The following is a 20972-nucleotide window of genomic DNA, read 5'->3' as shown; positions in this document are numbered from 1 at the left end:
ATGAAAAAAACTATATTACTCACATTGATTTTGGCTGGCCTGGCTGGTTGCGCAAGCACAGAAGTGAAAGAAAAAGTCTCTGCCGACTATGTGAATTCACAGAAAACGGTGAGCAAAGCAACTGCCAGCTTGAAAAACAGGCCAATCGTACTACCTGAACTTGCAACGCCTTACTACGGCAATAGGTCAGTCGCCGAGGCCGAATTTGCCGAAGATCTGCCTAGAAGCCTGCGCAGTGAGAAGAAGGCGAAATTTGCCACCAAGTCGATGACCTTGGAAGAATTTGCTAAAATGCTCACCGAAGAAACTGGTGTAGCGACGAAGGTTTTTGCTGATTCCACAAGTAACCAAATATCGACCAATTCTGGTTCAAAGCCTACACAAAAAACAATAGACATTTCCGGTCTGCCTGCCATGCCTGTGAAGCAATTGCTCGAAACGGCCATGTCACAATTTGGCGTTGATTGGGACTATTACGATGGCGCTTTGCACATAGAAACAAATTTCCGCAAAACCTACGCTATCAGCATCACTCCATCGAAAACGACATCAAGTATTTCCCTGGGTAAGAAATCCACATCAAGCCAAGGTGCCAGCATTGGTAACACGAGCATGACTGGTGACTTCAGTTCTACGCTTGAAAGTAAGTTTGATGGTGATATCGACCCGGTAAAGGATATTCAAGACACACTCGCTGCCATGGCAGGCGACCCGAAGAAGGTGTTTTTAAATAAGTCTGTCGGTCTGGCCACTGTAACTTGCAGCAAGGATTGTCATCGCCAGGTGAAATCCTTCTTGACAGCCGCCAATCATCTGATGAGTCAGCAAGTATTATTTCAGGTGGACGAAATTACGGTTTCAAGCACAAGAACCGGCTCTTCTGGTATCGACTGGAACCTGGTATACCAAAAATTGGCTAAAGATGGGAATACCTACACCTTCGGTCTAGGTACACCCGCCAACCTGGTGCAATCCGCGATTGCTGGGAATATTTCTTCTAATATTTTTTCCCCGGTAGCGACTGGAAACAGCAAATTTGCGAGCAGCAAAATGCTGATTGAAGCATTGTCTTCTCTCAGTAATGTGACTGATACTAAGCCGTACAGCTTCATAGCTATGAATAACGAACCCGCAACGCTGACTGCCGTTGATCAGCAAAGTTATGTTGCCAGTTCTACTGTCGTCCCGACTGGAACTCTGGGCACTCCAGTTTCAAGCCAAACACTAGGATACGCTACCTTCGGTCAGTTGATCCAGCTCACCCCAACAATTCTGCCTGGCGGAAAAATCATTGTTCGATTTGGCCTGGATGACACTAAGCTGAAATCACTTGTTCCTGGTGAAAAACAAGGTGATGTTGATAAGCTCCTGTTAGGTGGTGCAAAGTTCACGACGAAGGCAATTCTTCGTGCTGGCTCAACACTGGTGCTGTCTGGCTTTAAGCGTACTAATTCCTCGGTCGATAACCGTGGCCTGTTCAAGAATCAATCGCTAGGTTCTGAATCTGCAACAACAGAGACTTCCGAAACAATCATCTTGATTACTCCGTACATTTCGGGAGTGTAAGCATGTACGAATACTCTCATCTTGTCTTTGGATTGCGCTGGGAAACTACTCTCAGCGACGACCCAAAAGAGCGCGAAGATTCGGCCAGGGTGGACAAAGCAAATGTGTATGTTGAATACCGCTTTGACAACAGCACGAACATTGGCTTCGGCCGAGTAAAGAAGGCCAAAAATTTGGCTTCTGGTGCCGCCGTGTTTGCTGCCAAAGTGAACACGGAAAACGCTATCTTTATTCACTCACTCCCAGACGATCAAGTTTGCTTGGTGGTGCTGCAAGGTTTTATGCCCACACTCGATTCTGTTGTTGATCGAGACGAAGCATTGAATCTGATCAAGGATACCGTTCTGCAGTATGCCGATATGAAGAAGATCATCAAGGTCTTTGGTGATATCGGAATTGAGGAAATATCCGAAGAAATGGGCGGTGTCAGTGTAGTAGATTTGCCTTTTGAAATTGAACCACTTTCACTGGCAGAACTTGATGCTATCAGCCTCAAGTCTGGTTATTCACTCAAGGAACTCTCTGGCGATTTTCCAGTTTTCAAAATCGTTTTCGGTGTTACGGTAGTTGCGATACTGTTTGTGTGTTATCTGGAATTTTTCGGATCTTCTACGCCTGCAGCACAGGCAAAGCAGGAAGATCCGAAGCTGCAGCACAAGCAACAGGTTGCAAATCTTGTCAAGGGTATTACTGAAAGTCGTTCGTTTCCCTCCCAAGTCATCACCAGATATCTGGCATTTGCAAACGATGTTGCTTGGAAGGTTCCTGGGTGGGAATTGAATCAGCTTGAATGTGTAGCTACTGCATGCACAGCTAGATACGATAGAAAACCTGGGGGTAGTGCCAAAGGTTTTCTGACGGCTCTTAGAATCAGCAACACTGACAACGCAGTGAAATTTCTCGACACTGAGCATGTTACCCGTGAATTGCAATATTCAGCTGACACGCTGACGCAACCGCTGCAGCTGACACAGTTGAACTTATTCAACAAATACATCGTGACCTGGTTCCAAGGTCTTCACGATGCGGGGTATCAGTCTAGTTTTTCTGTGGCTGGCCCTTTGCTGCCAGCGCCACCTGGCGTTATAGCAGATCCGTCCGATCTGATTAGAACCGGTGAATTTACGTTCAGTGTTCCATACACCGAACTACATCAAGCAGCAGCAATACCTAACTACATCACTATTCAGTCGATTACTGCTAAAACCATCACGACGCCTATTACAACCGTAACCGTCGAAATAAAAGGTAAATACTATGCTTACTAAAAATCAAGTCCTTTGGCTTCCCCTGATGTTGATATTGCCGTCTGTTTTCGCACAAACAGCGCCACGCGCAGTTAAAACAGCAGAGGCAGTACCTGCATCACAACCAGCAGCAATGACGGCTCCTGCAGCGGCTAGCTCCGTCGCCACAAACGACCCATACCTGACAGTGCCACTTTCTGAAGCGAGTAAAGCCGGCGCATTGCCTAAGAATGGCCCTGTCGGTGCCATCCAAGTAATTGATGATAAAAATCCGAATCTGCGAACAGATCAGGCACAAAAAGCCAAGCCACAGCGGGAATTTGAATTGGTGCGGATTTCGGATGTTGAGGGAAAACTCCGCGCAATGCTGAAAGTGCGCGGTGTTTCAAACCTGGTTGATGTTGGATCACCGGTACTCAAATACACGGTCGCCAGCATAGATAAAGATTCTGTTTGCCTACGCCTTGGTGTAAAAGCGACAAAAGGCGCTTGCCAAAAACTAATCAAGTTTGAAGCTGATTAACTCAAATTGTCGAGAAAGATTGTATGTATAAAAGGATTACCAATTGGATTAAAGCACGGCTGGCAGCCCAACAAGAAGCGCTAGAATATCCTTGCTTACTGTCTGGTGACGATGATAGCGCGCTCATTCGTATTAGATCTTCCTATCTTCCGACTGTCGCGGTAATCGCCAATGCCCCCTTACAAGCAACAATCCTTGTCGCGGACCATTTCAAACCGACAGCCGAATTTAAAACAATTGTTAGTAGAGTTGAAAATCTTGGCTGGAAACTGACAATTAAAGAAGAAACTACCAGCGTAATCCGCACGCATTATCACTTAAATGATGGTGGTGGATATGATGATAGCGATCAGGATATGGAGTCTTCAAACTCAACACATATCGACTCGTTACTATCAAAGGCAATTGCTCGCCATGCGTCCGATATCCGTCTGCACGTTCGGAAAGACACGACCGGGATTACCTTAAAAATCCATGGCACTGTCAGATATTTGGAAAGTATCAGCTTTCAACTCGGAAACTCTTTGTGTTCGCACCTTTATACCAACCTTGCCGATAAAACAGGGCACGAGAAAGGAAAACAAACCTTTGCGCCCACAGCCGAGGATCAGTCAGCAAAAATTAAACGGACAATTGATAAAAACGAATATTACTTGCGTTATCAAACAATACCTGAATCTGATGGTGGATATGATCTTACCTTGCGTATTCAACCGCAAGGTGAAAAAGGAGTTGTACCTACTCTTGAAGAAATTGGGTTTGGACCTTCAGTAATCAGCATCTTGCGACGCCAGGCAAAACGTCGAGTAGGCATGATCTTGTGTACTGGCCCGGTAGGGTCTGGTAAGACCACGACGCTGTATTGTCTGATGCAGTCGGATATAGGTAATCGCGGTAAGTACAGAATGACACTCGAAGATCCTGTTGAATTTTTCCAGTTTGGCGTCACTCGCGTGAACGTCGAAAAAATTGGCATGGCTAACTCAATGAAAAGAGCATTGCGTGTAGGCGTAGATGATTTGCTGGTCGGTGAAATCCGCGATGCAGAAATGGGAACGCTCGCCATGATTGCGCAAGATACTGGGCAAAAGGTGTTTACGACCTTGCACACAAATGGCGCTCACTATGTCATCGGCCGTCTATGCGACGATCACATTCAGCAAAAGAGATCTGTTGTGTGTGATACCAACAAAGTAGGTCTTATCTTCCATCAGAGACTTATTCCAAGGCTCTGCGAAAAATGCAAGATCAAGACGACAGATAATAATCTGACCAAATACTTCGTCAGTAATTTAAAGCGTCTGCATGTCCCCCTGGACGGTGTGTACATCAAAAACAAAGCCGGCTGTAATGATTGTGAAGAAGGCATTTCTGGACGCATCCCTGTGATTGAATTGATCCAGCCCGACGAAGAGTACATGAGCCTAATGGCTAAAAACCTGGATGCCCAGGCAAAACAATACTGGTTAAATCAGTGCAATACGCACATCACAGATGAAGATATCACTGGTAAGCCAATTATTAATAACGCTCTGTATCAGGTATCTCGCGGGCTTGTCGATGTTGAAGATGTCGATGCATTAATAGATTACATCGAGTTTTACAAACCAACCTTCGACCCGACAAAACAGACTAAGAAAAAAACTCAAAAATCAGACCTTGAAGCGGAGCCAGCTTAAATGGAAAAATTTAAATTCTTTTTAGCGAAACGGGTATTTCATCGCCGCCGCGCTGAAATATATGCCCAAATTGGTTTCGCCCTGGATCACGATGCGAATCTGAAAAATGAAATTGATGAGCTGTACAAAGTTGCTATTAAGCGTAAAAGCGACTTGATACCTGTTTACACACGATGGAAACACAATTTCTTGCATAACTCTGGCAGCCTGGCCAATAGTATGCGCGGGACGATCAGTGATTCAGAGGCTGGTTTAATTGCGTCGGCCGAAGAGACACAAAACCTTCCGAACGCATTTAAGTTTCTATCACGAGCCGTCAAACAAATCACGCTCATGCAAGAGTCAATCAAGAAGGCGATACGTTCAGCAATCCTGCCAGGCATATTGCTAATCGCATTGTTCTATGGAATTGATTCTGGTTTTTTTTCCGTAATAGAAGAATCTATACCAAAAAGCGAGTGGGGCTTTTTACCCAGGGCAGTCGCAGCTTTTACGCACAATCTCACGCTCTTTTTGAGTTTTGCAATCTTCCTGGCCATTCCTACAGTGTTGTGGTGGTTCTGGTCTTTGCCGCGCTGGTCTGGAAAATCCCGCCTTTATGCTGAAAAGACGATTCTTTTTAATAAATACCGCGATCAACAATGCGCGATGTTTCTGATGAACTTGGCATTTCTGATGCAGGCTGATTATCCGTTGAAACCGTCGCTGGAAAGAATACGTACCCATGCAACGCCTTATCTTGAGGCACACATTTCCACAATGCTCAAGAAGCTGAATAAAGATGCTTCCAATGCCGGGTTCGCGTTGGTCAGCACCGGCTTATTCAGCCCAGAATTAGGTGACCTGTTGACCAACTATGCGCGTTGGTCTAACTGGCACACACAGATCCATGAAATTGCAGCGAACGCGATGGAAATCGTGACTCGTGATGTTCTGGAATTAAGCCCTCGGATCGAGGAAGGCTTGAAGTTGACTATCGGCCTGGTGTTATTCATCGTCATTGCGACGGTGGGGTTGATTATCACAACGATGTTGAAAAAAGTTGGATTGAGGTAGTAACTCTTTCCAGTTTGGTAGTTCGTAATCGCAGTTAAATTTAATTTATAAGGATCTTTCTATGAATACTCTTTCTAACACTTTTAAATCCCGCAACCGCCCTGTTAGCTTGGGTAAGCAGAGGGGTGCAGCAACCTTGACCGACCTGTTACTCACAGGTGGTTTGATCATTGGCATTATTGCTTTCATCTTTGTTTTGTATAACTACGCATGGCCTTACTTCAAAGCCTGGCGCGCATCGACAGTGCAGTTGGCGAATATGTCCAGTGTGAATTCTGCATATAACGGTGCTTCGTCGTTTGCGGCCCTCACGACTGCAGGCGTTGCGCAACAAAACATCATTGATCTGAAGTTTCTGCCAGGTGGCGGTGTCATCAGTAACTACTATGGCGGCTCTGAAACATTTGCACCAGCGACCTTGAACGGTGTTTCTAACAACACACAGTCTGTTACTGACACTGGTGTGCCTCGCAAGGCTTGCCTGTATCACGTCAATATGCTGGCCGACGCAGTAGATACAATTACTGTTGGCGGAACTTCTGTGAAAGCTTTCGGTGCGGCCCTGGATACAAACGCTGCAATTGCACAGTGCAACACCGGTGATTACCTGACCATTGTTTCTGGTCGTATCAAACAGAGCTGATCAAGATATGAAAAAATTGCGTCAAGGTGGTTTCAGCCTCATCGAGATTATGGTTATGACTGCTATAGTCCTTGTCATAGTCATGGTTTTTTTCGGCTTCCTTGGTTTGATTGCCAAGCATGACCTTATTTTTCAAGAGAGCAACACCTTGACGCGAGGGCAAAAGGCTCTCGATTCATATATAAAGAAAAATGGCTTTTTGATAGTCACTACGGGGACAGCGCCAGGCTACACAAACGCCTTGGCGCCAACTCGTGAATCTTTGATTGCAAATGGCTTGCTGCCGTCAACTTTCCCAACAAGGTCGAAATTCAACGGGCAATTTTTATTTGTTGTCCGTGTCGGCGTGGGTAAGAATTTAACCGGCATTGTCTGCGACTCTGGCCAGGTCCAGGAACATGCCGCGCCTTCATTTGTTCTGGCTTCAGCAATTGCGGCCGCAGTACCAGGAGGTGTTTACACAGCCCCTGATGCGCCCAGCATTCTCGTTGGATCTGGCTATAAGGACATAACCAGCCCGATAAATAGTGCAGCTACTGTTTGTGCAATTGCTTCAGCACCGAGTCCACTATGAAATCAAATAAATTTCAAAAAGGCGAAACGTTAGTTTTCGCAATTGTTTCTCTTGGCGTAGCAATTATTCTCCTCACGATTGTGATTTCTATTTCGAGAAATGCAGTATTGATGACCATACGCACGTCTGATGCTGACGCGCTAAAACAAGTCACCACAAGCGTGCAGTATTACGCAGAAAAAAATAAGGAGGCACTAATCTTGAATAAGAAAATTAGTGGCATTGGTAATCCGAATAAACCAACGGTGCAGGAATTGATTGATCAAAAGTATTTGACGGCCGAAGGGGTTGGCGTCGTTACTCCGTTCGGATCAGAGTACAAAATACAAGTAGATGCACAGCCAAATGGATCAATATCAGGCTTTGCATACCTTGCTGGAAGCATTCTAGGTTCCTCATCTGGGATACCTGATGGTAGGCGTGCATGTGAAATTGCGCGAAAACTCGGAGACATAGGTTTCTGCTCGGCAGAAGGCAACAGCGCAATGATTGGGAACGGTACTGCTCAAGTTCCTAATCCGGCTGGGGCTGTCCCGGCCTCAATCGCCGGCTATATCTTCGTTCCTAACTCGTAACCAGCCGCAAGAAAATAAATCTGAAGTAAACCAGGAGGATGTTATGAAAATGAGATTTTTACAAAGAGGTGTCAGTTTAATAGGTGCGATAGTCAGCGCAGCTATTATCACCGGCATTGTTTTTGGCGGCGTGTTCGGTATCAAGGAAATTGGCGAACGCTACAATGCAAGCGCCCGTGGCGACCAATATTTAACGGTGTTGAATGCTGCCACAGCTTACGCAAAAAAGAACCAGGACAAGCTTTTAAACAAGCAAGTCGTAACTGGATTTAATAATACGATGCAGCCTACAGTTGCCGAGCTGCAGGCAGGCGGATTTTTGGAACAAGGTTTCAACGAAAATTTACCTGATCGTTTCGGCGGCAAATTGAAGGTTGCCCTAGAATTCGAAACGCCTGGCTGCCCGGATGCAAGCTGCGTGATCGCAATCAAGGTGAATCCGTCAAATCCGGTCAAGGATAAGAACGATTTGCCATCTGGGAAATTGGCCAGCTCAATCGCTTTGAGCATAGGGACTGCAGGATGGACAAACTCAGTCACGTCTGACCTGCTGCTCGAAAAGGATAATGCACGCATTAAAAACCCCTTACCAGGTCAAAAAGCTATCGTGGTGGCTGCTAACTGGCTGCCATCGAATAAACCCCTCAAAACCTTTGATATTAAGGAATATCAAACGCTGCCCTGCCCTGCGCCACAAACCGGTCAGATCGTGCAGAGCCGCATCAAGAGTGTTGACAAATTCGATGGTGTCACTTACACACCCTGGATTGATGAAAGTTCTACTTGCGCAATGCCGGCATGTACTGAACAGCAGCAATGGAACGGGACATTCTGTGAGGCTCGTTGCTCTTCCCCTATGCGCTGGAATTCGCTGTTAAGTACTTGTCAGTGCCCAGCTGGTCAGCATTGGGATAACGGTGCATCCACTTGCGTTAACGATCCAATTCCATGCGGCCCGAATGAGTACCACAACGGTGTTATGTGCGTACCGTTGCCGTCAACCTGCCCAGCCAACGGCCCGCAGAACTACCCGACGTGCGCCTGCGGATCAAATGAAACGTGGAATGGCAGCACTTGCGTGACAATTCCTACTCCTGGCCAATGTCTGAATGGTGCGACAAATTACCCTGCCTGCGATAACAATGTGCCAGGCAATCCGAGTTGCAGCAACGGTGCCACCAACTACCCGGCCTGTAACAACAATGTCTGCACCAACGGCGCAACCAATTTCCCGGCTTGCGACAACAACATACCGGCTAATCCAAGCACCTGCAGCAACGGTGCGACGAATTATCCGGCCTGTAACAACAATGTTTGCTCGAATGGTGCCACCAATTACCCGGCCTGTAATAACAATGTCTGCACCAACGGCGCAACCAATTTCCCGGCTTGCGACAACAACCAGCCAGGTAACAATTTATCGTGCTCCAATGGTGCGACAAACTACCCTGCCTGCGATAACAATACTTGCAGCAATGGTGCCACCAACTACCCGGCCTGTAATAACAATGTTTGCTCAAACGGTGCCACAAACTACCCCTCCTGCAACAACAATGTATGCCCGGCCGGGGGGCCACAGAACTGGCCGACTTGTGCGTGTCTTACTGGTTTCAAGTGGGATGGTGCAACATGCGTGCCTGACCCTAAGAACGATCCTCTTTGCCCGGCCGGGGGACCGCAGAACTGGCCTATATGTGCTTGCCAAGCAGGTTTGATTTGGAGCACGTCTAGTAACAGTTGTGTACCACAAACTTGCCCAGCTAACGGTCCTCAGAACTTCCCGGTATGTGCTTGCTCAGCAGGCCTTACCTGGAACGGAAGTGCATGTAAACCTCCATTTGTTCCCTGCCCTGGCAATGGATGGCCGACTACATGCACTCGCGGAGTCTGGGATACCGAGTTGCAATGTGTTGCATCTAATCAGAATAGCTGTAGGCAAGACACCTATTACCCGACGCCACAAGGTTTATCCACAAATGTATGTTGGATTGATTCAAACTGCTTCCAATAGCATATAACCGCAATAAAAAAAGGGCAGCTTTTTAGCTGCCCTTTTTCATTGGTGTGACTCTTTACAAGACATAAGGCACGTAAGTAATGCCATTTTGGATTGAGCCGATAACTTGTGCCTGGTTCTCTACACTTTCGCTGAAACTCGCCAAGATGTCTGGCCGCGTCATGCCGGCATTAACACGACCATTCCAGTAATCGAAACCCGCCTGATCCGGCGCACGATGCAAAACATTGGAATACAAAGCCGTCAGAAAAGCATTATCTGACACATTCTGGCCATAAAGTGTTTTGAACTCTGCTGAGCCAACAAAACCAGCTGCCACGTGGTTGAGGTTTTCCGCACCTTTATCCATTTGACCTATCCAGTATCCCAACCCTTCGACATCCGGCGTGCGATTAAACGCTGCCTGGTACAGACGATACGCCTGGCCAGCGTTGCCGTCGAGATCGAGTGCAATCAGTTTATCTGCAAACTGAAAACGCTCAATGCCGGAAAACGAGATAGTTGAACCATCGTACTTGATGGCTTCTACTACCTGGTTGCCTACCTTTGTCAGCACATAATCATTTCTTACACCGTCCTGAATTACTTTATCAACCTGGGTTGTCCCAACAACAGACTTGGTATTCAATCCGGTGATGAAAGTATGGCCATCATAGGATGTTAACGTGTTTAGATTTTGATAACCACAACTTTTGAAAATTGCAAGATCAAGATCTGTATACAAATATCCATCTTGAGGGATATAGCCAGCACTCTCCGACATTGGGTCACTACCGATTTTGTCAGTAATAGTTCCATTTAAAAACGCTTTCGACAAATGAGCAATGCTGTCGGAATCCCCCAATCTTTTGAGCGGAACCTTAGAACCATAAATTGCAGACGCATATACATCTGTGAAATATGGTTGGTTTCCTTGTATTGTCACAAACTTATCATAAGTTGTTATATAGCTCGACCGTGGCAAGCCTGTGTTCGTATCGAGAGCAGTATTTATATCGAGAGCATGTCCTAATTCATGAATAAGGAGTGAAAGGCCGCCAGTGGCTGTTGCAACATAGGTCTTTGAAAGCTGACTGTTCATGGTATTTATGACGCCATCAGACAAATTCAAAATAAAGTTTGCGCCTCCCGTAGCTAAATCCACACCTTTTTGAATCAATGTCTCTGTAGTGCTCTTGAAATTCTGTGACAGTGAATCCCATGCTGTAGTCGAGGTTGCCGAGGCTGAATACGTTGTCTCGGGTGTTAAGGTTAGCTTGACCTGAACAGTAACGTCCTTAGATGCCATCGTGCCGTTATACTGGTCGGCCAAAGCATTTAAGTAAAATTGTATATTTTTTAGCGTCTGAGCATCACCATACTTACCTGTCTGATCCAGGAAGGACAGAATATTGAATTTGATCATAATGTTTTCCTATCTTAGATAGTAAAGATTTTGGTTTACTTATATAACGTTCCAAAACCCCATACCGTTTACACGATCTGCACTTTTATTTGAAATATTTCGCGCGCGAAATTTAAGAAGTCAGAGACTGTCCTTTTGCCTTAACTGGCTCTTGTTTGACTTCATTCATCGCCGTAAGTCCTTTTTCCCTAGCAGATCCGAATGACAAGCCTGCCTTCAGGTCGTCATTCCAGTCTTTCGTCACAGGGGTAAGTCTTTCGGGTATCTGTTTTCCATTCAATGCTTCAGCAAGGTTATCTGACATCTGTTCGCCCGTTTTATCATTGTTGTATGCACTCACGATTTTCCAACCTCTGTCGTGTAAGTACTGCGCCATTTCACCGGCCTTTTCTTTGGCCTGGCCTGCAAAACCGAGTATGTAGCCTTTGAAGCCGAGTTCACGCAAACTGAGGGCTTCAATTGCTGATTCTGTAAATGCGGCCCCCGCTTCCTTATCCATAGATTTGATACCAAACGGTCTTTTCTCTGCACCACGCAGGCCATGATAAGGAAACGTTCCCGTACCCCTCAATTCCGCACTCTTGCCATCGTAGGAAAGGAATGCCACATTCTTATAGCTGTCCGCGTATATTTTTCCTTCCAGGTGCATACGATTGACCAGTTCTGGTCCCAACTTGCGAACATTGATCAGATAGTCCCTGGCAATGCTCCAATTGGCTTTTACCTCTGCTGGTGGTTCAGTCTGTTTTTTGGTGCTTTGTTCAGCCTGGCGCTTGGCAATCACCATGGCCGTCGATATCACCGCTGTTTTCGTCGTTTCTGAACCAAGCCAGGTTAGCGCCTCGGAATACTTCATCTCACCCAGATGCATAACCAGGTCAATTGCGCCGTAACCGCCCTTCTCCCTGTCATGGTTAAACCAAAGCTGCGGTTTATTGTCCCGGCCACCAGTTGATATACGATCATGGTTGGCCGTGCGCCACTGATATTCATCTTTTGGATCTTGCTCGCAACCCATGGCAACGAAAACTGTTGTGATCGGTATCTCTCTGGCCTTAGCAGCCGCTTGCTTGGCCGCCTCCTTTTGCCTAGCCTCTTCAACGGCCTTTTGATTTACTTCTGCTCTGCTACTCATACATCACTCCTCAAGGTTGATTTTTTAGCCTTGTTGAATTTCGCATCGTTTCGAGTTTTATCTTTCTGTGCAGGCTTAGATTGCCCTGTCTTTACTACCTGGTTCTGTTTTTGAACCGCTTGCAATTTTGCTTCTGCTGCTTGTTTCACCGCATTGACCGCATCCAATCCCAAAGCGAATTGTTTCTTCAAGCTGTTTTTAAAAGTTTCGTGTCTGGTGAGGAATGGTGCCTTTTCTAGCCGTTCGACGTATCGTCTAACGTCATCGGCGTTAATGTGTTGTCCACGCCCACTTCCTTGATTTCCAGTAAGTATTGCTGCATCGCGTGTATTCTTCCGTCGCATTCCGTGATCGGTGTTGCCGATGCTGTCCACATGACTGCGTGCATTCTTGAGCAATAACTGTTCAGCTCTTCCCCGATGAAATACCACATTGACGCTGGGCAAACTGCGCAAGCTGGTTGTGGACGTGGCCTGTCCTCTTCCTCCAGGGATTCGATAACCGGACTTATGTAGATCGGTATTTGCTTTCTCTCGATCACGCCGTCGTTGTCCGTGAACTCCTGGTTGATCGTGTAGCTTAGAGTTGGTCTCTTGGGCATATATTTTTGCTCTTTCTTTGTTCTGATTCATTCCAGCGCGTATGACTTCAAGGCTTATCTGGCGCGCCTTCGGCTTTGTAGCCGGTGCCGATAGTTCTTCAGCGAATGCTTGCCATGCTGCTGTGACTTTGATGCGCTGCGCTTCTATCATATCTATCCATGGCCCTTTTGTTGGCTTCTGGCCCTTCCGTTCCTTCAAAACATCATCTACAGCTTCTACAATTCGCTTTGCCTCTATTGTGGATGCCTTACGATCAATCGCGTGTGCGACTTTGCTTTGATCTTGTTTAATTACTACACCGCGAGCCTGGCGTACTGTCGCTACTGCATCCACACCCTGCCTGCGCATTTCTACTGCAAAAGCCTCCCGGTATCGCATTAAGTCTGCTTTACGAGGATTCAAGCGCTTGCCATTCTTGCCCAGCATTCGCACTACAAGATGAACGTGTGGATGAGGTCTGTCCGTATGTAGAACAAAAATGTACTCGTGATTCTCACCAAATTCGTCATGCGCAAATTCTCTTGCGGCGTTTTTTACTGCTTCTGGCTCAGTACCTTTTGGCATAGACATCATCAAGTGCATTGCCGTCCTGGTATTAGCTCCTGATTTCTCATCATTGATGGCCCTGCCCCACTCATTGATGACATCTTTTATTTCTTCCCTATGCGCCAGCTGTTCCGCATTTTGGTTTTCTGCCTCAAGCTGCATGTTCCTGGTGATATAGGTCAAATGCGCCCTGGTCGCCTTGGCTCCCTTACTGAAGTTGGTAATTTTCACCATGACTTCTGAATGTCCAGCCACCACACCACCAGCTGAAGCATTTCCGCTACTTTTCGCTTTGCCTGAAGAGCCGGGCCTGTCAAATCGAATTCTTTCTCTCGATACCCCGCCCTTCACTTGCGCATATGGATTTAATACATCATGTAGCTCTGCACCAAGCGGCTTTTGGGGCTTTTTACTCTTCATTCATCAGCTCCCCAGGAACGACGCGAAGCCCTGACCAAATCACTGATTGCGGCCTGTTGCTTTTCAATTGCAATTTTCAAATCGTTGAGCATACCTAGTTTCAATTTGTCCGTTTCCGTAAAACGCTCATTCAAAGCCCTGGCCACCTGGTTGAGATTGCGGCCGATTGCTGCCAACTCTCGTTGAGACTGCAATACCGCCTGCATCTCATTATGTCGCATGACCGGCTTTTTCAATGTTTGAGCCTGGAGTACAGCGGCAATGTAGGGGCTTCTTTTCATACCGTTTGCTTTTGCTCTGGCCATAACAGCACGTTCAATGAAGTCCGGCAATGTGATGGTTACCGTGACCATTTTAAAATCGCCTGCCGGTTCTTTGGCAAAGATCGCTGCTGGATCTCGTCGCTTCTGAATCGCGTCCTTAACCAGTTTGAGCGCATAGGCGTACCTCGTCATCCCAGAAGTTTTCCTCTGTTCATCCAGGAGATTTGTATCGTCTTCGGTCAGTTTTAAATTGATTTCAGCCATGGTTAAAGTATAGTCGATTTTATTAATTATTGGTACCAATAATAATGGCAAATGCCTATCCCGCCTTAGCTTAAACAGATTTCGGCTTATCGTACTGTTTTGGTACTAAATAGGTAGTAAAAAAGCGAAAAAGTGATTAAATTGGCATTGTAAATGCCAACATTTGAGTTAGATTTTTTCAAAAAAGTAGGGAATTGGTAGATAAAAGGTAGTTATTTGGTATAAAAGGTTGACATGACAAAGCAGTTGACGGCATTCTAGCGGGGAAATAAATAAATTCTGAACAGAAAATGACCAAATCGACAATAAAAATGCTGCACGGTGCCGCCTTCGTTAGAAATAATATAGTTAATATTATTGCAAAACAAAAAGAAGGATATACCCTGCCTTACATTTTTGAAGACTACAAGGAGAATCACGGGTTAACAATGCAGCTGTCGTCTTTTCTGCAAGCGGTCAAGCTTGCTAAAAAGGACATACCTGCAGACCTGGTTCAAGCGAAAATCCCGCAACAAAATGAACCTGGTGAAAGTCATGAGGAAAAAAATGAAACCCTTGATGCTACTTCGAAGCTAGCAAAAGTGTTAAGCGGTGATAAATCCCACATGGCCGAAGTTAAAAAAGTGGCTTATCAAAACAGAAATAAATTTATTAAGAAAGATCAATCATGAAAATAGTAGTTACTAGCTTCTGCGGTGATGTTGGTAAAACAACCCTTACTGCAAATTTTCTATTACCACGCTTAAAACCAGAAATCCCATCGGATTGCATTTTTAGTTTCGAAACTTTAAACGGCGGTCTCCAGGAAGCTGGTGTAAAAGCGCACACCGTACCTGCTGATAAATTTGACGAAGTGCTCGATGCAGTCATGCTGTCAAAAGCAGCGCTGGTGGACGTAGGCCAATCAAATGCCGAAAAATTCTTTGAAAAAATGGTGCAGCTTGACGGTAGCCACGAAGAATTTGATTGTTTTTTGATTCCGGTCGTCGAGTCAAGTCACGCAATAGAAGAAGCGGTTAGAACCGTTGAAGCTTTGCATGTAATGGGGGTACCAGCCAAGAAAATAAAAATTGTCTTCAATAAGATTGATGGTATTAACTTCGACATTGAATCTAAATTTGCTGAAATAGTGGCGTTACATCAACTGAAGAAAGCAACAGTTAACACAAAGGCTGCCATCTATAAAAGTCCACTCTTTGACGAGTTAAAAGACACACAATTGACTCTGGCAGACGTAATTAATGATCCTATCAATTACCGTGCCGACTTTAATAGTGTAATGGGAACCGATAAACAAGCATACTACCTAGTGCGCATTGCTATGAAACGCAGGTCTAGTCAGGTAACCCAAAATCTCGATAACGTATACGCTGAATTGCGCCTGTAATCATGAATGGCAACCTTCAAGAACTTCGTGAAGCGCTTCTAAGTGGCCTGTACGAAGAAGCCGATAGTTTGATTGCTCGCCTGGATGCAGTTGCGAAGAGAGTAGATCACCAGGAGGGAAAATTGCTGCAGGCGGCAAATGTGTTGAGTAATGCTGCAGCGACACTGCAGCAGACCATGCAGGAAAGCGCCAACATGAATCGGGAGCTGGCCGGGCAGATTGTGAGCGCTGAACTCGCCAAAGTGAATGAAAACCTGTCCAGGGTAATACAGGCCAACAGCGAGACATTTGGGCAGGAGGCACAACGAGCGGTTGCTAAAGAGCTGCAAAAATTGAATTTGAGTCAAAATCTGAGTGACTTGCTCAACAGACGACAGACGAAAGATTTGCTGATGATCTTTGCCGCTTTTGTCTTCTGTAATGCTTTAACAGTCACGTCCCTGCTTCTACTGATACCACGGAAATAGAAAAGGCTCGCCAGGTGCGAGCCTTTTCTACTAGGGAAAGAAATATCTAAGATGGCGCAATGTCCGGCCAGGTGGATCTCACAATTGTGGTTATAATGATTACGCTGCGCTCTCCTGGGAACGGTGCTTTGCACATATCCAAATCTGCCCAGGATGATGCGCAGCTGGTGACATTTTATTGTGTCAGCTTGCCAATCGCACGGCCATGCTCGTTTCGTGCGTTATAAAAACCGTTTTCAATATCCACGGTAATCCAGGTGCTGTTACGAAACCCTTTTTCTACAAAGTCACGCGCTTTTGACATTGCTTCTTCATCTGTGCCGGCAATGATAGTCATTGTGCCTGGTGTGTCGCTTGGTGAGTGCGCATACTTGGCGGGATAAGCCTTTACTTCTGGCGCACACCAGCCAGTTACATCCTGGAACCGTGACAAAGTGAGTTCTTCTCGGTTGCCTTCAAACAAAGCGATGCCTTCTGTTTTGTATTGAAAAAAACTGCCATTGTGTCCGCCGTTGCCTTTAAACAGTTTTCCATTACTGGAAGCGGTTTCAGTGACGAAAACATAGCCAGGTCTGTGTGCTATGCCGCCTTGATTGATTATCACGTTGAAACCGCTGTCTATGTGCAGTGCCATGTCATCACCCTCTGAAATTATCAATTGAATACCGTTAGTGTCATACTTCGCCGTCAAAGTAGCAAGCCCTTGCATCGCCAAAATCCATGACGAACAAGTTGCCCCGGCGCTTACCTGGCCTGCTCTGTACTGCTTCCCATTTATATAAAGCTCCGGCGATTGTCCGGCACAGCTCCTGGCCGTTCGGCTTGCCGTCACGATGGCCAAGCTTGCGGCCATGCGCTGAAAAAAAATCCTCCAGCGTGTCTCTGGTTTCGACCACCTGGCTATCCGTAATCTCTTGGTCGATGTCCAGATCCGCAACGCGCTTGATGCTGTAGTTATTTAAGGCTGCCAACGCCAAACGGAATTGATCGCGCTGTTGTTGCGTAAGCATGCTTAATCCTCCGGTAGATGATGGTCTGGATAGTCATAGTAATTAGCGCCAAACGTTCCAGGGCGTAACTGCTGCTGTGCCTGAAGTGCCAGAGTAACGACTGATGCAGACCATGTAGCCTCTTCATAATCCAAGCCAAAAGTGGTACTGATGACGCACTTCACCGTTCCATCTGGCAGTACAGATATTTCCCGTCTGCCGAAGACCACACCACCCAAGAGGGTTCGCTGTATGTCAGCTGACAGCTTGATCTTCTGCCCTTCCAGCCCGGCCAGCGCAATTGATTCAAAAAAAGTCAGCACGCCAGGTGCTTTGCCTTCGTATGTCCAGCTGGGAATATTTGCTGTGCGCATAATGTCAGTCGGGTAAAGGTGGGTAGTTGCTACTGGTGAGGTTTGTCACCAGTAGCACCAAAGTGATTACTCGTCGCCCTGATCGGCACGCTTACCGCCGATGTATTTCACATCGTCAGCGACAAAGTTGAAGCTGTAATGTTTCACGCCATTGGCTTCAAAATCGTTATTGCTGATTGAGCCAGTGACCACGACGCCGGAACCTTTACGCAGGTTTTCAGCATGGGAGGCGGCAATTTTGCCGAATACGGTGATGGGGATAAAGTTGGCGCGTTTTTCATCGTAGTTCGCGGCGATGCGGAAGCGTACCAGGTCTTTCTTATTGTCCTGGGCAGCGGGGAAAAATTCTGGATCTGCAACCAAATGACCAGTTACGAAAAATTGATTGATATCGTGTGCCATGATGAACCTCTTAAAGTGTGGATTTGAATGACAGCCAGGTGATCAGACTGTACTTACAGTATAGTAAAAAAACGGTATAAAGTAAAGAAAAACCTTTACTTATATTGTTAAACATTTTCTATTAAATTATTAAAATTGCATTAAAAAATGAATCTTCATTGTTAAAAAAATTCTTATTTCCCGAGCAGAAAACAGTCTTTGCTATACAATTGCGGCAAGCTATGGGACAATTCCATACATATTTCATACGCACATCATACACATGACAGAAAACGCGATAGCAACCGATTTGAGCCAGTTTTCAGACAACGTACGCAAGGTGGTAGCCCTGAAGTTGAAATCGAAAACGGCCACGCTCACCCACCTCCTGGACGATATCGACCAGCTGAAAAAAGAATATGCGATGAGCACGCTGATGGAAACCGCCAGCCAGGCCGGGCTTGAATTTGACTCCCTGCCTTCCTTCACCGGCACTATCTACCGGATCAAGCGCCGGCAAGGCAAATAAGCACTCTTCCTGGTGATAAATCACCAGACGAAAAAAAAGCCCGGCAAGGGCTTTTTTCCATTCCGTGATATGCCTTAATCTGCATATGCCTGGTGTGTCTCGATCCGGTATAACCAATCTCCCTTGTTATCCACGCAGTACAAACGAACTATGTAATCCTTTTTTAACGCTTTACGCACCATCGCCGCCGTACATACGGGGCGCTCTTCATCATCGGAAAGACTCAATTCCAGCGTAGCGACTGCTTTGCATACTCCTTTGAGGGTGCGAAATACTTCTACATCATACCCTTCATGAACAAGGGTAAAAAATGCCCTGCGCATATTTTTTCCTTTGCTTTCGCGCGCGAAATTTCACGCCTGTTTCAGAATTTTTCGGTTGGTATAATAGTACCGTAGCAGGAAGGAGAACCGGGTGCGCCTGTAATGGGGATGAAATCCCAGGGCTGTGACCGGAATCAGTTTCAAAATTTCCTTTCCATAAACCACGGCTTCCTGTCGGAAACCCCGCAAAAATTCGGCATCCAGATCCAGGGCGTCAAGCAACTCGAAAACTTTTGGGTCATTATCATAGCCCAGGGTAATGGCCAGTGTGTAAAAAGCCCCTCCAGCCAGCCTGCCCTGGCCACCATGATTGATCACAGCCGCATGGTGAATGAATACCCGGCGCAAGTCGATATAGACTTTGCCCTTGTCCACATGCGCGAACATCCCGCCAGCTTTGTAAGCTGCCAGGCAGATATCCAGGCGCATTGTCGGACTTTCTTCCTTAGGAATCCCCCAATGCAGGCGACGTGTATCTAGGTCATAGCCTATCTCGGTCAGCAAATGGCGCTCAAACAGGCTTAAACCGGCACCAGGGCGATGTGGACGAAACAGCCGCCCTAACCTACCTCTCAGAAAATTAAACATGCTTGGCCCCCTTGCTGTGCGTCCGGCATGCATCCTCAAGGCTACCCTGTACCTCTTCCCAAAAATCTTTTTTGTTTTCTTCGCCAGCCACCTGGAACCCAGCACGGCACATCAAGCGCTTAACGCTGTTCACAGGCTTGTCTTTGACCAGGGCGAATGCCGCACGAAAGTTTCCAGCAGCCGTGAGTGCAATCAGTCTTTTATGTGGTTTCATCGAAGATCTCCACAGGCCCCGCGTGCGGGGCCGGGTTAAAGTGGTTAATCGGTGATGATGGCTTTGACGAAAGTTTCTTTCGACAAAACCTCTACGATGCCATCAACGACGCGACGGCAATGCTCTGGCAAGTTGAAAAAGTCTTTCTTACGGATGTGGACACCTGTAGAATGGTTGCTGTTCATGTGTTACTCCTAAGCGGGATTACTATTGAATTGAAGGCTGGCCAGGTCGTACCCTCGCCAGCCTTCGCCTTTTGTGGTTGCCCACAAACTGGGAAGGCGAGCCGCCCGAAGGCGGCACCTGATTAAGCTTTGAGCTTGCGCATTTCCTCTGCAAGAGTCCACATGGCGCGGTTCAGCTGGATATTCTGGCTGATGCCTTCCACGGCGCGAGTACGCATACGGTTGCCGTTGGCACTGCGGCCAGAAATACCGCCGCCCATGATGTTTTCCTGGACTGTGTTGAAAACAGTCCACAAATCTGTCTTGCTGTCCTCTCTGCGTTTTGGGCGCAAAAGTTGGTTTTCAGTGATAGGTGCTGGCAGCTCCGGGTCATACTTCAGCTGCAGCGCTGATTTTGCGAAAGCTGCCATTTCGCCCTGATTGAGGGTCAGGGCTTTCATACCTTCGCGCTCCTCGTCTGCACGCTCGAATCCCTTGACCACACGAAACGCGCCCTCGATAACGTCGCCAACAATTTCACCTTTGTGCGGGATACGGATATTTTCAAGCGTTTCACCACAAACCAAACCGTTTTGGCAGACAAAGCGAAAGCAGCCAGCAAACAACTGATAAGACGAGCTGCCATCATGAGAATTCAGCAAAATGATTTCATTTGCTTCAGCTGCGTTGATGTTGCCTGCATGGCGCATGCGTACCATGTGCTTAGCGTGTTCACGTTTTCCATCATCACGCACCCTGGACTGGCAGACCATAAAGGGCGAAAAACCTTGGTCACGCAAGTTGTCCAGAATCTCGCCGGTTGAAACATACGTGTAGCGGTCAGAACGGCTGCCGTGCTTGTCGTCGGCAAAAATGGAAGGGACAACAGCGCGGATCTGGTCGTTAGACAGCGGCGACATAGAGCGCAAAACGTGGGCGTTTTTGTGGAATTTTGACGCTAACTGCATGGCATTCTCCTGGGAATTGAACAAAGTAACAGCGGGACTACAGGTGTAATTATAACACAATGCATACTAATAT

At 46.6% G+C, this 20972-nt stretch carries 26 protein-coding genes; 13 read left to right on the top strand and 13 right to left on the bottom strand.

Going from position 1 to position 20972, the window contains the following annotated elements:
* The 9 genes from ACO0LB_RS18170 (at position 1) to ACO0LB_RS18130 (ending at position 9874) form a co-directional block, all read left to right on the top strand.
* Positions 1-1566, top strand: coding sequence for a type II secretion system protein GspD (locus ACO0LB_RS18170; RefSeq protein WP_423051664.1), 1566 nt, complete (start codon positions 1-3; stop codon positions 1564-1566).
* A gap of 2 nt (positions 1567-1568) precedes the next feature.
* Positions 1569-2834 carry a hypothetical protein gene (locus tag ACO0LB_RS18165; RefSeq protein WP_423051662.1) on the top strand — a complete coding sequence of 422 codons (1266 nt, stop codon included), beginning with the start codon at positions 1569-1571 and terminating at the stop codon, positions 2832-2834.
* Complete coding sequence (locus ACO0LB_RS18160) at positions 2824-3336, top strand: hypothetical protein (RefSeq protein ID WP_423051660.1); 513 nt, start codon at positions 2824-2826, stop codon at positions 3334-3336. The genes ACO0LB_RS18165 and ACO0LB_RS18160 overlap by 11 nt, the downstream gene beginning before the upstream one ends.
* A 23-nt stretch (positions 3337-3359) precedes the next feature.
* Positions 3360-5015: a GspE/PulE family protein gene (locus tag ACO0LB_RS18155; protein WP_423051658.1), complete on the top strand. Its 1656-nt coding sequence runs from the start codon at positions 3360-3362 to the stop codon at positions 5013-5015.
* A complete protein-coding gene (locus ACO0LB_RS18150) occupies positions 5016-6071 on the top strand; it encodes a hypothetical protein (RefSeq protein WP_423051656.1) in 1056 nt (351 codons plus the stop codon).
* A gap of 61 nt (positions 6072-6132) precedes the next feature.
* Positions 6133-6714 (top strand): type 4 pilus major pilin, encoded by a 582-nt coding sequence (locus ACO0LB_RS18145; protein ID WP_423051654.1) that lies wholly within the window; start codon positions 6133-6135, stop codon positions 6712-6714.
* Positions 6715-6721: 7 nt separating this feature from the next.
* Positions 6722-7288 (top strand): type II secretion system protein, encoded by a 567-nt coding sequence (locus tag ACO0LB_RS18140; RefSeq protein ID WP_423051652.1) that lies wholly within the window; start codon positions 6722-6724, stop codon positions 7286-7288.
* Complete coding sequence (locus tag ACO0LB_RS18135) at positions 7285-7863, top strand: hypothetical protein (RefSeq protein ID WP_423051650.1); 579 nt, start codon at positions 7285-7287, stop codon at positions 7861-7863. Before ACO0LB_RS18140 ends, ACO0LB_RS18135 begins: the two co-directional genes overlap by 4 nt.
* Positions 7864-7906: 43 nt before the next feature.
* On the top strand, positions 7907-9874 hold the full coding sequence (locus ACO0LB_RS18130; protein WP_423051648.1) for a hypothetical protein: 1968 nt from the start codon (positions 7907-7909) through the stop codon (positions 9872-9874).
* Positions 9875-9935: 61 nt separating this feature from the next.
* Here the strand turns inward: ACO0LB_RS18130 and ACO0LB_RS18125 are convergent, their stop codons facing one another.
* The 4 genes from ACO0LB_RS18125 to mobC form a co-directional block, all read right to left on the bottom strand.
* Complete coding sequence (locus ACO0LB_RS18125; protein WP_423051646.1) at positions 9936-11285, bottom strand: DUF4214 domain-containing protein; 1350 nt, start codon at positions 11283-11285, stop codon at positions 9936-9938.
* Between the two features lie 112 nt (positions 11286-11397).
* Entirely contained in the window at positions 11398-12420 is a 1023-nt protein-coding gene (locus ACO0LB_RS18120; protein ID WP_423051644.1) for a toprim domain-containing protein, read from the bottom strand.
* Positions 12417-13988: a relaxase/mobilization nuclease domain-containing protein gene (locus ACO0LB_RS18115; RefSeq protein WP_423051643.1), complete on the bottom strand. Its 1572-nt coding sequence runs from the start codon at positions 13986-13988 to the stop codon at positions 12417-12419. The genes ACO0LB_RS18120 and ACO0LB_RS18115 overlap by 4 nt, the downstream gene beginning before the upstream one ends.
* Complete coding sequence (gene mobC, locus ACO0LB_RS18110; RefSeq protein ID WP_423051641.1) at positions 13985-14566, bottom strand: plasmid mobilization relaxosome protein MobC; 582 nt, start codon at positions 14564-14566, stop codon at positions 13985-13987. Before mobC ends, ACO0LB_RS18115 begins: the two co-directional genes overlap by 4 nt.
* 239 nt (positions 14567-14805) lie before the next feature.
* Between mobC and ACO0LB_RS18105 the strand changes: the two genes are divergently transcribed.
* The 3 genes from ACO0LB_RS18105 to ACO0LB_RS18095 are packed head-to-tail and all read left to right on the top strand — an operon-like array spanning position 14806 to position 16369.
* On the top strand, positions 14806-15186 hold the full coding sequence (locus tag ACO0LB_RS18105; RefSeq protein ID WP_423051639.1) for a hypothetical protein: 381 nt from the start codon (positions 14806-14808) through the stop codon (positions 15184-15186).
* Complete coding sequence (stbB, locus tag ACO0LB_RS18100) at positions 15183-15902, top strand: StbB family protein (RefSeq protein WP_423051637.1); 720 nt, start codon at positions 15183-15185, stop codon at positions 15900-15902. Before ACO0LB_RS18105 ends, stbB begins: the two co-directional genes overlap by 4 nt.
* Before the next feature lie 2 nt (positions 15903-15904).
* Positions 15905-16369 (top strand): hypothetical protein, encoded by a 465-nt coding sequence (locus ACO0LB_RS18095; protein ID WP_423051636.1) that lies wholly within the window; start codon positions 15905-15907, stop codon positions 16367-16369.
* 175 nt (positions 16370-16544) lie between these two features.
* Here ACO0LB_RS18095 and ACO0LB_RS18090 read toward each other — a convergent pair whose 3' ends face one another.
* The 4 genes from ACO0LB_RS18090 to ACO0LB_RS18075 all read right to left on the bottom strand — a co-directional run bounded on the left by ACO0LB_RS18090 (position 16545) and on the right by ACO0LB_RS18075 (position 18134).
* On the bottom strand, positions 16545-17078 hold the full coding sequence (locus ACO0LB_RS18090) for a hypothetical protein (RefSeq protein ID WP_423051634.1): 534 nt from the start codon (positions 17076-17078) through the stop codon (positions 16545-16547).
* On the bottom strand, positions 17044-17379 hold the full coding sequence (locus tag ACO0LB_RS18085; protein WP_423051632.1) for a hypothetical protein: 336 nt from the start codon (positions 17377-17379) through the stop codon (positions 17044-17046). Before ACO0LB_RS18085 ends, ACO0LB_RS18090 begins: the two co-directional genes overlap by 35 nt.
* Before the next feature lie 2 nt (positions 17380-17381).
* Positions 17382-17732, bottom strand: coding sequence for a hypothetical protein (locus tag ACO0LB_RS18080; protein ID WP_423051630.1), 351 nt, complete (start codon positions 17730-17732; stop codon positions 17382-17384).
* A 66-nt stretch (positions 17733-17798) separates the two neighbouring features.
* Positions 17799-18134 carry a single-stranded DNA-binding protein gene (locus tag ACO0LB_RS18075; protein WP_423051628.1) on the bottom strand — a complete coding sequence of 112 codons (336 nt, stop codon included), beginning with the start codon at positions 18132-18134 and terminating at the stop codon, positions 17799-17801.
* A gap of 262 nt (positions 18135-18396) precedes the next feature.
* Between ACO0LB_RS18075 and ACO0LB_RS18070 the strand changes: the two genes are divergently transcribed.
* Positions 18397-18642 (top strand): hypothetical protein, encoded by a 246-nt coding sequence (locus ACO0LB_RS18070; protein WP_423051626.1) that lies wholly within the window; start codon positions 18397-18399, stop codon positions 18640-18642.
* Positions 18643-18716: 74 nt separating this feature from the next.
* On the opposite strand, the gene ACO0LB_RS18065 is transcribed toward ACO0LB_RS18070, so the two are convergent.
* The 5 genes from ACO0LB_RS18065 to ACO0LB_RS18045 form a co-directional block, all read right to left on the bottom strand.
* Positions 18717-18965, bottom strand: a complete 249-nt coding sequence (locus ACO0LB_RS18065) for a hypothetical protein (RefSeq protein WP_423051624.1) — start codon at positions 18963-18965, stop codon at positions 18717-18719.
* Positions 18966-18995: 30 nt separating this feature from the next.
* Entirely contained in the window at positions 18996-19553 is a 558-nt protein-coding gene (locus ACO0LB_RS18060; RefSeq protein WP_423051622.1) for a hypothetical protein, read from the bottom strand.
* Positions 19546-19767 (bottom strand): hypothetical protein, encoded by a 222-nt coding sequence (locus ACO0LB_RS18055; RefSeq protein ID WP_423051620.1) that lies wholly within the window; start codon positions 19765-19767, stop codon positions 19546-19548. The genes ACO0LB_RS18060 and ACO0LB_RS18055 overlap by 8 nt, the downstream gene beginning before the upstream one ends.
* A 44-nt stretch (positions 19768-19811) precedes the next feature.
* The gene (locus ACO0LB_RS18050) at positions 19812-19952 is read right to left on the bottom strand and encodes a hypothetical protein (RefSeq protein WP_423051618.1); all 141 of its coding nucleotides are present in this window, start codon (positions 19950-19952) and stop codon (positions 19812-19814) included.
* Positions 19953-20074: 122 nt separating this feature from the next.
* Positions 20075-20899: a DUF932 domain-containing protein gene (locus ACO0LB_RS18045; protein ID WP_423051617.1), complete on the bottom strand. Its 825-nt coding sequence runs from the start codon at positions 20897-20899 to the stop codon at positions 20075-20077.
* Positions 20900-20972: the final 73 nt, after the last annotated feature.

This window comes from Undibacterium sp. SXout7W (assembly GCF_049339385.1).
Classification (GTDB): Bacteria; Pseudomonadota; Gammaproteobacteria; order Burkholderiales; family Burkholderiaceae_D; genus Undibacterium.
This window is presented reverse-complemented; position numbering and strand designations above follow the sequence as displayed.

Bases quoted from the DNA above. Each gene is read 5' to 3' on its own strand.
- ACO0LB_RS18145 (WP_423051654.1), top strand. From the start codon at position 6,133: ATGAATACTCTTTCTAACACTTTTAAATCCCGCAACCGCCCTGTTAGC.
- ACO0LB_RS18045 (WP_423051617.1), bottom strand. From the start codon at position 20,899: ATGCAGTTAGCGTCAAAATTCCACAAAAACGCCCACGTTTTGCGCTCT.
- ACO0LB_RS18140 (WP_423051652.1), top strand. From the start codon at position 6,722: ATGAAAAAATTGCGTCAAGGTGGTTTCAGCCTCATCGAGATTATGGTT.
- ACO0LB_RS18160 (WP_423051660.1), top strand. From the start codon at position 2,824: ATGCTTACTAAAAATCAAGTCCTTTGGCTTCCCCTGATGTTGATATTG.
- ACO0LB_RS18165 (WP_423051662.1), top strand. From the start codon at position 1,569: ATGTACGAATACTCTCATCTTGTCTTTGGATTGCGCTGGGAAACTACT.
- ACO0LB_RS18055 (WP_423051620.1), bottom strand. From the start codon at position 19,767: ATGAAACCACATAAAAGACTGATTGCACTCACGGCTGCTGGAAACTTT.
- ACO0LB_RS18120 (WP_423051644.1), bottom strand. From the start codon at position 12,420: ATGAGTAGCAGAGCAGAAGTAAATCAAAAGGCCGTTGAAGAGGCTAGG.
- ACO0LB_RS18060 (WP_423051622.1), bottom strand. From the start codon at position 19,553: ATGTTTAATTTTCTGAGAGGTAGGTTAGGGCGGCTGTTTCGTCCACAT.
- ACO0LB_RS18065 (WP_423051624.1), bottom strand. From the start codon at position 18,965: ATGCGCAGGGCATTTTTTACCCTTGTTCATGAAGGGTATGATGTAGAA.
- ACO0LB_RS18095 (WP_423051636.1), top strand. From the start codon at position 15,905: ATGAATGGCAACCTTCAAGAACTTCGTGAAGCGCTTCTAAGTGGCCTG.
- stbB (WP_423051637.1), top strand. From the start codon at position 15,183: ATGAAAATAGTAGTTACTAGCTTCTGCGGTGATGTTGGTAAAACAACC.
- ACO0LB_RS18105 (WP_423051639.1), top strand. From the start codon at position 14,806: ATGACCAAATCGACAATAAAAATGCTGCACGGTGCCGCCTTCGTTAGA.
- ACO0LB_RS18170 (WP_423051664.1), top strand. From the start codon at position 1: ATGAAAAAAACTATATTACTCACATTGATTTTGGCTGGCCTGGCTGGT.
- ACO0LB_RS18050 (WP_423051618.1), bottom strand. From the start codon at position 19,952: ATGAACAGCAACCATTCTACAGGTGTCCACATCCGTAAGAAAGACTTT.
- ACO0LB_RS18090 (WP_423051634.1), bottom strand. From the start codon at position 17,078: ATGCAAGGGCTTGCTACTTTGACGGCGAAGTATGACACTAACGGTATT.
- ACO0LB_RS18150 (WP_423051656.1), top strand. From the start codon at position 5,016: ATGGAAAAATTTAAATTCTTTTTAGCGAAACGGGTATTTCATCGCCGC.
- ACO0LB_RS18075 (WP_423051628.1), bottom strand. From the start codon at position 18,134: ATGGCACACGATATCAATCAATTTTTCGTAACTGGTCATTTGGTTGCA.
- ACO0LB_RS18115 (WP_423051643.1), bottom strand. From the start codon at position 13,988: ATGAAGAGTAAAAAGCCCCAAAAGCCGCTTGGTGCAGAGCTACATGAT.
- ACO0LB_RS18085 (WP_423051632.1), bottom strand. From the start codon at position 17,379: ATGCTTACGCAACAACAGCGCGATCAATTCCGTTTGGCGTTGGCAGCC.
- ACO0LB_RS18155 (WP_423051658.1), top strand. From the start codon at position 3,360: ATGTATAAAAGGATTACCAATTGGATTAAAGCACGGCTGGCAGCCCAA.
- ACO0LB_RS18130 (WP_423051648.1), top strand. From the start codon at position 7,907: ATGAAAATGAGATTTTTACAAAGAGGTGTCAGTTTAATAGGTGCGATA.
- ACO0LB_RS18070 (WP_423051626.1), top strand. From the start codon at position 18,397: ATGACAGAAAACGCGATAGCAACCGATTTGAGCCAGTTTTCAGACAAC.
- ACO0LB_RS18080 (WP_423051630.1), bottom strand. From the start codon at position 17,732: ATGCGCACAGCAAATATTCCCAGCTGGACATACGAAGGCAAAGCACCT.
- ACO0LB_RS18135 (WP_423051650.1), top strand. From the start codon at position 7,285: ATGAAATCAAATAAATTTCAAAAAGGCGAAACGTTAGTTTTCGCAATT.
- ACO0LB_RS18125 (WP_423051646.1), bottom strand. From the start codon at position 11,285: ATGATCAAATTCAATATTCTGTCCTTCCTGGATCAGACAGGTAAGTAT.